This is a genomic window from Pseudomonas congelans (genome assembly GCF_900103225.1).
Classification (GTDB): domain Bacteria; phylum Pseudomonadota; class Gammaproteobacteria; order Pseudomonadales; family Pseudomonadaceae; genus Aquipseudomonas; species Aquipseudomonas congelans.
This window is the reverse complement of record NZ_FNJH01000018.1, coordinates 1-9907: the sequence shown is the minus strand read 5'-3', so window position 1 is coordinate 9907 and position 9907 is coordinate 1. Positions and strand designations below refer to the sequence as shown.

General features: G+C 57.9%; 9 protein-coding genes and 1 pseudogene. 2 read left to right on the top strand and 8 right to left on the bottom strand.

What is annotated here, in order from left to right:
• The 5 genes from BLR20_RS26225 to BLR20_RS26205 all read right to left on the bottom strand — a co-directional run.
• Positions 1-237 (bottom strand): Wzz/FepE/Etk N-terminal domain-containing protein (locus tag BLR20_RS26225; RefSeq protein ID WP_244158753.1); only part of this gene is annotated, 237 nt, incomplete at its 3' end.
• Positions 238-690 (bottom strand): low molecular weight protein-tyrosine-phosphatase, encoded by a 453-nt coding sequence (locus tag BLR20_RS26220; protein WP_032611513.1) that lies wholly within the window; start codon positions 688-690, stop codon positions 238-240.
• Positions 680-1615, bottom strand: a complete 936-nt coding sequence (locus BLR20_RS26215; RefSeq protein ID WP_054992599.1) for a glycosyltransferase family 2 protein — start codon at positions 1613-1615, stop codon at positions 680-682. Before BLR20_RS26215 ends, BLR20_RS26220 begins: the two co-directional genes overlap by 11 nt.
• Positions 1616-1618: 3 nt before the next feature.
• Entirely contained in the window at positions 1619-3133 is a 1515-nt protein-coding gene (locus BLR20_RS26210; RefSeq protein ID WP_054992600.1) for a lipopolysaccharide biosynthesis protein, read from the bottom strand.
• A gap of 5 nt (positions 3134-3138) precedes the next feature.
• Positions 3139-4260, bottom strand: coding sequence for a DegT/DnrJ/EryC1/StrS family aminotransferase (locus tag BLR20_RS26205; RefSeq protein WP_010434936.1), 1122 nt, complete (start codon positions 4258-4260; stop codon positions 3139-3141).
• A 663-nt stretch (positions 4261-4923) separates the two neighbouring features.
• On the opposite strand from BLR20_RS26205, the gene BLR20_RS26200 reads away from it, so the two are divergent.
• Entirely contained in the window at positions 4924-6117 is a 1194-nt protein-coding gene (locus tag BLR20_RS26200; protein ID WP_032611506.1) for a cysteine desulfurase family protein, read from the top strand.
• Positions 6118-6174: 57 nt separating this feature from the next.
• Positions 6175-7983 carry an aminopeptidase P family protein gene (locus tag BLR20_RS26195; RefSeq protein ID WP_010434932.1) on the top strand — a complete coding sequence of 603 codons (1809 nt, stop codon included), beginning with the start codon at positions 6175-6177 and terminating at the stop codon, positions 7981-7983.
• 23 nt (positions 7984-8006) lie between these two features.
• On the opposite strand, the gene BLR20_RS26190 is transcribed toward BLR20_RS26195, so the two are convergent.
• From BLR20_RS26190 to BLR20_RS28010, 3 genes and pseudogenes are all read right to left on the bottom strand, one after another.
• Positions 8007-8321: a hypothetical protein gene (locus tag BLR20_RS26190; protein WP_010434930.1), complete on the bottom strand. Its 315-nt coding sequence runs from the start codon at positions 8319-8321 to the stop codon at positions 8007-8009.
• 166 nt (positions 8322-8487) lie between these two features.
• On the bottom strand, positions 8488-9375 hold the full coding sequence (rhtA, locus tag BLR20_RS26185; RefSeq protein WP_010434928.1) for a threonine/homoserine exporter RhtA: 888 nt from the start codon (positions 9373-9375) through the stop codon (positions 8488-8490).
• A gap of 250 nt (positions 9376-9625) precedes the next feature.
• Positions 9626-9907, bottom strand: a pseudogene (locus BLR20_RS28010) (hypothetical protein); the annotation flags it as partial.

Genomic DNA, 9907 nt, shown 5'->3' with positions numbered 1-9907 from the left:
CTTGGCGCTGACCTCGGGGGTACCCTCGATGCCGATTTTTCTCGGCTCTATCTGAATCATGGCGGTGGCCTGATAGACCGGCGTGGCCAGAATGGCATAGCCCAGGCCGATCAGAAAAAACAGGCTGACTGTCCACAGGATCAGGGCTTTGTGATCGAACAGCATCCGCAGGACGGTCGCCAGATCAATCCGGGGGTCCGGTTGGAAATTCAGGGGAGGATGGCTCATGACGGTCATTTATCCTGTTGCTCCTGATCGGAAATGGGGAAGCCAGTCTTCGATGCAGCGCGAGAGCTGCACGTAGGTCTGTTCGAAGGCTGACGCGGGCCGCCGGTAAGGGTCGGTGATGTCGAGCGGGTCTTGCCATTTACCGATCAGAAAGGCTTTGCCGCGTACCTCGGGGGCGAGGTCGAGAACGTCGGAAAAATGCGCCTGTTCCATCAACAGAATCAGATCGGCCTGGCGCAGCAGCTCGCGACTCATCTGGCGAGCTGCATGCCGCTGAGGCTGCACCCGATGTGACTGCAGAACCGCGTGTGCCTCCGGGTCAATCGAAGAGCCCGACAAGGCGGCGATGCCTGCCGACTGAATACGCACCTGCGTATCCTTCAGGCGCTGATGCAGCATCGCGACGGCCATCGGGCTGCGGCAGATGTTGCCCACGCACAACACCAGCACACTACTGAACATGAGCTTTGCCAGTAGCCGGCCACAGGCGCCGGCGCAGATTGGCGAGCATGTTGCCCGCCACTTTCCACAACGTTTGCAGTTTGTGACGAGGTGCGAGTGCGGCCAGCGACAGGCACACCGTCTGCATCAGGAAATACTGGTAGAGCGGCTGATTGCCCAGGCGGTTGTAATAGTTGGCCAGGCTTGAGCAGGTCTGCAGGTTCATGTGCAACTTGCGTTTGTCACTGCGCATCGAGAACACCCCGCCAGGGTGCATTCGATAGGCGGCCGGCTTGATCCCGGGCATGAACTTGCCCTTGCCGTAGGCCCCGAGCAGCGACCACCAGCACATATCGTTCAGCGGTGCATTCCACAGGCTCAATTCGTGCGGCATCTGACTGAACATGTTGCGAAAGCAGACGGTCAGGGTCGACAGGCGTCTTGCCTGTTGCAACTCCAGCGCCGAGGCGTCGGCGCGCAGATGACCTTGCAACTGCACGCCGTACTGACCGTGTTCATCGAAGACAAACGCGTCGTGATAGGTGATGACGTAATCCGGATTCGCTTCGAGAAAGTCCACTTGCAGCTGCAGTTTTCGCGGATCGATCCAGTAATCGTCAGCTTCGCAGTAGGCGATGTAGCGACCGCGCGCTTCGCCAAACAGGCCGGGGACGCAAGCTCTGCCCTGACTGTACTGATTGATCTGCTGATAGAAGGGCCGAATGATCGTCGGGTGCCGCTCGGCGTAGTGCGCAATGATGCGCGCGGTAGCGTCTGTGGAGGCGTCGTCGTTGATCAGGATTTCGTACCTGAAATCGGTCTGTTGTGACAAAAGCCCGTCCAGCGCCTGAGCGATGAAGGCCTCCTGATTGTAGGCCGGGCATATGATGCTCAGCAGCGGCGGCGCCAGGCAGGTTTCGTCGGTATTCCTTACAGTGTCGTCCATGGCTCAAGTACTCGGTTTACTGAACAGAACATAGAGTTTCGATGCCAGCGGCCGGTGACTCGTCGCCACCAGCATCAGGGTGACAAGCCCGCTGAGCGCGAGTGCCAGAAGCACGCTGCTACGGCTTTCACCGGCAATCAGATTGAATACCGGGGCGCTGACCATCAGGCCTGCAGCGGTCATCGCGCTGATACGCAGGATGTCGCTCAACCATTGGCGATGAAGACCGGGGGCCAGGTGTCGATGCACGATGACTGGCCATATCGCGAAGGACGTCGCACGCAGAAAAAACCACGCCAACGCCGCGCCGTACATGCCTTGGTAATGGATCGCGAGCACCATCACCGGCACGCTGACCAGCGTCGAAATCAGGCTGTACCACAGGTGCAAATGCATTCGGCCATAGGCGTATTGCAGATAGAACTGAAAGGCACTGGCGGCCATGATGGCGCTGCCCAGCGCGTACCAGCCGAGCACCGGACGACTCCAGCGTGCGGCGACCGGATCGCCGGTCCAGGCGAGAATCAACGGCTCCGCATACAGGGCAATGACCGCCGCCAGGGGAAACAAAAAAGTACAGGCGAAGCGATTGGCGGCCAGGAACAAGGCGTGCATCTCGTCGCGCCGGCCCTCGGCCAGCAACACGGTCAGGCGCGGCAGTAGCGTCTGGACCAGCGGGTTGGTCAGCATCCCGATGCCGGTGGCGATCAATACCACCAGTGAGAAGTAGCCGTACTGGTCCAGCGGCAGCAGATTCGACAGAAGTGCCTTGTCCACCTGGGTCAGCACGATCCACAGCACAGCGCTCAGCGACAGGCTGGCGGCGAAGGGCAGGATCGGCTTGATCAATGGCCAGTCCAGGCCGGTCATCCAGTGCGGCGCAGGCATCTGCCCGCGGGCCTTGCCGGCAAACCACAGGGTTTCGATCAGCCCCACCGCGAGTTGAAATTCAAAGAAGTCCCGTGGGTCCCGGGAAAACTGACTGACCAGCACCAGGCCGCCGACGTAGCGCAACGTTGCGATCGACACATTGGCAGCGTTGAGCCAGCCATGCTGCTCAAGGCCCTGTATCGCGCTTTTGTACAGCGTCGAACACAGGCGCAGGGCAATGATGATGCCCATCAAGGTGATGCAATGCGTCAGGGTCTCGGGTTGCAGGGTATTTGCGTTCAGCCAGTGCGCGGCAATCCATGGGCTGGCGCTATAGACCAGCAGGGCGCTGAGCATTGCCATCGGCAGAAAGATCAGTTCGAACGAGCGCAACAGACTGCCCAGACGTTGTTTGCGTGCAGGAGTGTCTCGCTCGTGCGCTACGGCACGCACCAGGCTGGGCGACAGACCGGCATCCAGCAATTGCAGCCAGGCCTGCAGCAGGGTGAAGAAACCGATCAGTCCATACGCTTCGGCACCCAGGTGGCCCAGATAGAACGGCATGATCAGAATTCCGATCAGCAGCACGTAAGCCTGCCCGCCGTAATTCAGGAGGGTGTTGCGGATGAGGGAGTATTTGCCTGGCATGATGGTCAGCAGACCCGTGCAACGGGGCAAGCCCGGTAGTCATTTTCAGTCTCGCTGCAAGCTGCGATCAGGGTGCGGATGACCAGGTCCTGTTCGCTTCTCAGCAGGCCTGGATAGATCGGCAGGCACAGCACTCGTTCGCTCAACGCTCTGGAGACCGGCTGGCCTGCTTGAGGCTGCAGATATTCAAGGGTATCCAGTGAGGGATAGAAGTAGCGGCGGGGGTTGATCTTGTGCTGGTTGAGTGCGGTGCGCACGCTCAATAATTGTTGCTCGTCGCGCAGTGCCACAGGGTAATAACTGTTATTCCGCTGGCTGTCGGCCTGGAGCGTCTGCAGATCCAGGTAATCTTGCAGCGACAAGGTGTAGTGGTCGGCTATCTCCGCGCGTTGTTCGAGAATGTTGCCGATGTTGTCGAGAATGCACAGGCCCATGGCGGCTGAGAATTCGTTGAGCTTGGCATTGATGCCGATGCCATCGATCCGGTCGACGCCGGAAATACCGAAGTTGCACATCAGATGGGCTTGTCTGGCCAGTTCGTCATCGTTGGTGATGATCGCGCCGCCTTCAATGGTGTGAAACAGCTTGGTGGCATGAAAACTCAAGGTGCTGATGTCGCCATGATTGAGCACCGACTGGCCTGCGTGACGCACGGCGAATGCGTGTGCGCCGTCATAGACGACCTTGAGCTTGTGTTCGCGGGCTATGCGCTGAATGGCTTGCACGTCACACGGATTGCCAAACACGTGGGTGGCGACGATCGCGGTGGTGTCTTCGGCAATACTGTTTTCGATGTGTTTCGGCGAGATGTTCCAGGTGTGCGCATCGATATCGGCAAAGATCGGGCGGATGCCTTCCCATTGCAGCGAGCTGCTGGTCGCGACAAAACTGAATGGCGTGGTCACCGCGCTGCCACTCAGCCCCAGCGCCCGATAGGCCACTTGCAGGGCCAGGGTGCCGTTGTTGGTCAGAATAATGTGCCTGATACCCAGGTAGTCCTTGAGTCGTTCCGTCAGTTCCCCGGCCAGCGGACCGTGATTGGTCAGCCAGCCACGTGCGTAGATGCCTTCGACATAGCGTTTGAACTGGTCGATATCACCCAGATACGTCTTGGTCACGTTAATCATCGAAGCCTCCATGTTTCTTTGAGTCAGTGCGTTGCAAGCGGGTAACCGGGCATCTGTCGCTCACATCCATTGATTGCCGGGCACGCTACCGCCGAATCGGTCGATCCAGTGAGAGCGCTGTTTAAGCAGAATCAACGCGCAAGCGTCGTGTAAGTCGCATTGCAACAGGCAACGCTACCGCCACACCGAACGCATTCAGCATTTAAAAAAGGAAGTGAGAGTCAACAGACATCCGCCAGCGCTTGATAAGCGCTGTGGAAATAACTGACAGGGTGAGACAGGACAGCAGTCAACTTCGGCTGATTATTCCAACGCTATGCTCTGCGGCATTTGCGTAAAACCGGAATGTGCCTGACGGTCCTATATATCGGTGGCGGCAGGGTATCTGTCAAATTATTTCGTCAGGTTTCTGTTAGATTTTTGATAAATGGTAGAGGTAAGAATCTAACGTATTGATTTATAAGTGTGTCAAAAAAACACCATCTTTTGATGTGTATTTGATGACACAGCTGACCGACGCTGTCGTGCGTCCAGAGATCGACAGATTTTACGGTAGTCTTTTTTTATATTCTATTTTTGTCTATATAAATATTAATTGATAATTTTTGGTTCTATCTGGTTTCGTGCATCATCCTCTTCATGGTCTGTGAACAAGGAGCGCGCATGAACGAGTCAGTGCTGTATTTGGATTACGCCGCCACCACGCCTGTGGACGAGCGTGTCATCAGGGTGATGGTCGATTGCCTGGGGGCATCAGGCAACTTCGGCAATCCTGCCTCCAGCTCCCATTCGTTCGGCCAAAAGGCCCGCCTTGCAGTGGAACTTGCCCGCGAGCAGGTCGCGTACCTGGTAGGTGCACAGGCGTCGCAGATCATCTGGACTTCCGGCGCGACCGAGTCCAGCAATCTGGCTCTAAAGGGCGTTGCTCAACAGCGCGCAAAGCGGCAGGCGACAATACCTGGAGGCGGTCCCGGTCATATCATCACCAGCCTGATCGAGCACAAGGCTACCCTCGACACCGCCCGTCAACTTGAGGAGGAGGGTGTCGAGGTCACTTGGCTGGCGCCGGACAGCGAGGGCCTGATCAGTGCCGATGCAGTCAGTGCAGCCTTGCGTGACGATACATTTCTGGTCTCGCTGATGCTGGTCAATAACGAACTGGGTACCGTCAACGACATCGCCGAAATCGGCAGGCGCGTACGTGGGCACGGGGCGCTGCTGCATGTCGACGCGGCGCAGGGCGCTGGCAAGTTGCCGATTGATCTCAGCCAGCTCGCGGTGGATTTGATGTCGCTCTCGGCACACAAGATTTACGGGCCCAAGGGCATTGGCGCTTTGTACGTGGGTCCGCGCGCGCAGCAGCGTGTTCTCGCCCAGATTCATGGGGGAGGGCACGAATGTGGCTTGCGCTCCGGGACACTGGCAACGCATCAGATCGCCGGAATGGGCGCGGCCTTTGCCCTGGCGGCAGAAGTGCTCGAAGGGGAGGTTGTTGAAATACAGCGGCTGAGCAATCTTCTTTGTAGGCGCCTGGCCGAGATTCCCGGGGTGTGTATCAACGGCAGTCCCACGCAGCGGATTGCCCATACACTCAGTTTTACGTTCACTCATAACGATCTGGACGTCGCCGCGCTGGGTGAGCGTCTGGCCTTTTCGTCCACCTCCGCCTGCAACTCGGCGAAAAACCTGCCGTCGCATGTTCTGCTGGCCCTCGGGCTGAGCCCGCAGGCCGCGAGCCAGACCATACGCCTGAGCCTGGGGCGCTTCACTCGCGAGCAGGACATAGAGCGTGCGGTCGACTCGATTCGCACTTCTCTTGTCCAGCCTGCGTTCTGGGCGGTTGCTCAGGGTCGATGAGTGCTCCATTATCTGAATCGGTGAAAGCAGTCAATTTCCGGGTCAGCAGGAGAGTCAATGAGCACGCAATCCAACGCCAGTTCAGAAGTGGCAGAACGTTTGGCGCAAACCCGCGCCTTGATGAGCAGGGAGCGCATCGATGCCTATCTGGTGCCGTCAGCGGATCCGCACCTCTCCGAATACCTGCCCGGCTACTGGCAGGGGCGTCAGTGGCTGTCGGGTTTTCACGGCTCGGTCGGTACGCTGATCATCACCCAGGATTTTGCCGGCATATGGGCTGACAGCCGCTATTGGGAGCAGGCCACCAAGGAGCTTGCCGGCAGCGGCATCGAGCTGGTGAAACTGATGCCCGGCCAGCAAGGTCCACTCGAATGGCTGGCAGATGAAGCCAAGGCCGAGAGCGTGGTTGCCGTTGACGGGGCGGTTCTGGCCGTTGCTTCTTCGCGCACTTTGGCAAGCAGGCTCTACGAACGTGGCGCGCGACTGCGGACCGACATCGACCTGCTAACCGAGCTGTGGCAGGACCGCCCCGCGTTGCCGTCTCACCCGATTTACGAGCATATGCCTCCCCAGGCTTCACTGGACCGTAGCGAAAAGCTCGCGCGGGTCCGGCAGATCATCGTCGAGCGAAAGGCTGACTGGCATTTCATTGCAACGCTGGACGACATCGCCTGGCTGTTCAATCTGCGTGGCGCGGACGTTTCCTACAATCCGGTGTTCATCGCGTTTGCCTTGATCGGTCCGCAAAGCGTCACGCTGTTCGTGGACTCGAAGAAAGTACCGGACTCGGTACGTGCGCGCCTGGAGCGCGACGGCATCAACCTCATGGAGTACACGCAGATTGGCGCCGCCTTGCGCGAACTGCCGAAGGACGCGCGACTGCTGGTCGATCCGGCCCGGGTTACCTGTGGACTGCTCGATTACCTGGACAGTGAGGTCACGCTGGTAGAAGGGCTTAACCCGAGCACGTTGCTGAAATCGCAAAAAACCGAGACCGATACGGCTCATATCCGTCAGGCAATGGAACAGGACGGCGCGGCGCTCTGCGAGTTTTTCGCCTGGCTGGACAGTGCGCTGGGGCGAGAGCCTGTCAGCGAACTGACCATCGATGAAAAGCTCACGCAGGCACGCGAGCGACGTCCGGGTTATGTCTCGCCCAGCTTTGCCACCATTGCGGGCTTCAACGCCAATGGCGCGATGCCTCATTACCGCGCTACCGAGGCGGAGCATGCGCGGATAGAAGGTGACGGTTTACTACTGATCGATTCGGGCGGCCAGTACCTTGGCGGCACCACCGACATCACGCGGATGGTGGCGATCGGAACACCGAGCGTCGAACAGAAGCAGGATTGTACTCGCGTCCTCAAGGGTGTAATCGCACTGTCGCGTGCTCACTTTCCCAAGGGCATTCAGTCGCCGCTGCTGGACGCAATTGCCCGGGCGCCAATCTGGAGTGAGGGTGTCAATTATGGCCACGGCACCGGGCATGGCGTGGGGTATTTCCTGAATGTGCACGAAGGGCCGCAGGTCATTGCCTATCAGGCACCTGCAACGCCGCAGACAGCCATGCTACCGGGCATGATCACGTCCATCGAGCCGGGTACGTACCGGCCTGGACGCTGGGGGGTGCGTATCGAAAATCTGGTGATCAACCAGGAAGCCGGCAAAACCGAGTTCGGCGAATTTCTGCGCTTTGAAACGCTCACGCTTTGCCCGATCGACACCCGTTGCATCGAGGTGTCGATGTTGAACGCAGAAGAGCGTGCCTGGCTGAACGACTACCATATTCAGGTGCTGACGCGGTTGAGCCCGCTGTTGCAGGGCACTGCGCTGTTGTGGCTGCAGGCCCGTACGATCCCTGTCTGATCAAGCCTTCCCGTTGCCGCAGGCTAGTCCTGCGGTAGCGGATCAGCCAGTGGTGCAGCTTTCCTGCAGACGATGATCATGCTGCGGCTGGTGTAGCCCGCCGGGTTCAGGCCGAACGGATAGTCTTCGGGCTCCTCGGTAGCATCGCCGGACTTCGCGATGACCTTGAATGTTCTCGAAGCGCAGGAGTTGGTAGCCAGCTCGTAGCATTTTGCCCAGGACGATGTGAGGCCTGAGCAGTTGATGTGGATGCCTCGCTTGCTTTGCGTGACGGGCTTGGATGTGGCTGCACAACCTGCCACAGCCAGTATGGCCAATACGACAAAAATGTATTTCATTCCTTTCCTTAGCGGGCCATTGCTGATCGCGATCCATCCGATTGACTGGACCATGAGTCTTTTGAACTGTAACGCATAGCCACCGAATATAAATCGGTCAGGTACAAACATGGCGCATGCGCGTAACAAATGCTAGTGCCATATGGCTTCTTGACGCGTGGTAAGTTCAGTCGGCCGGTACCAACTGGGGTTTGCTGTGTGCCGAGCCAAGGGTTGCGCCGATGGACGCGAAGATGATTGCGCCAATCGCCAGCCATTGAGTCAGTGAAAGGCTTTCATGAAGAAACACGAGGCCTGAAAGCGCAGCGAAGACGGGTTCCAGGCTGGCCAGCGTGCCAAATGTACGCGCCGACATTCGCGTCAGGGCAATCATCTCCAGGCTATAGGGCAGGGCAGTCGACAGGATGGCGACACCCAACGCTGCAGGTATAAGCGAAATATCCAGTAATGCAGAGCCTGCGTGTACCACACCTATCGGCCCTATGAAGAGCGCGGCAATTACAACGCCGAGGGCAGCCGTCTGCACACCGTTGTCTGCACCAGCCTTGTGACCGAACACTATGTAGGCGGCCCAGCACACACCTGCGCCCAAGGCATAACCCGCACCTAGCAGATCAATCGCGGCAGCTGAGGTCCCCAGAGGGATCAACAGCAGCAGGCCGATGACTGCCAGAGTCACCCAGAGAAAATCAATGGGCTTGCGGGAGGACAGCAGCGCCACAGCCAGCGGGCCGGTGAACTCCAGTGCTACGGCAATTCCCAGAGGCACTGTCCGCAATGACATATAGAAGAGAAGGTTCATGCTGCCCAGCGCAATGCCGTAGATCACGACGGTACGTAACGATTTTGCAGTCAGATTCGCCCGCCACGGTCGCAGGACGGCAACCAGGATCAGGCTGGCGAATACCAGCCTGAGGGTCGTGGTGCCTTGTGCGCCCACGACAGGGAAAAGACTCTTTGCCAGCGATGCGCCGCTTTGAATGGAGATCATGGCGATCATCAGCAATCCCAGAGGGAACAGGGCAGAGGCTATGTTGCGGGATTTCTCAGACATTTCAGATGTACATCCTGGGTGTGATCCGGGCACAGGTAATGGCGCATGATGCGGAATAATCATTGGTTGGGCAATATATTGCGCAAGAGGTGCGTGCTCTTCTATATAGCCAAACGGCCTTCAAGGTTAATTTCGGCGATTTTGAAATTAACGGTTGACGCCCTCTGTGAGGTGTCTATAATTCGCCCCACTTCCGGCGCAGACGGAAACGAAAAAGCCTTGTAGATCAATAGGTTGCAAGGTTTTGGAGTTAAGAGTCAGCGAGGAAGTAGGTCGGGTCTGGATTGATCGACAGCGGTGAGAAAAAAGAGTTTGACACGCGGTTGTAACGCTGTAGAATTCGCCTCCCGCTGATGAGCAACTCAAGAGTTGATCGCAGCGCAAGTGGTTGAAGTTGCAAAGGAAACTTTGAAAACTTCTTAAAATAACCGCTTGACAGATACAGAGGACGCTGTAGAATGCGCGCCTCGGTTGAGACGAAAGATCTTAACCCACCGCTCTTTAACAACTGAATCAAGCAATTCGTGTGGGT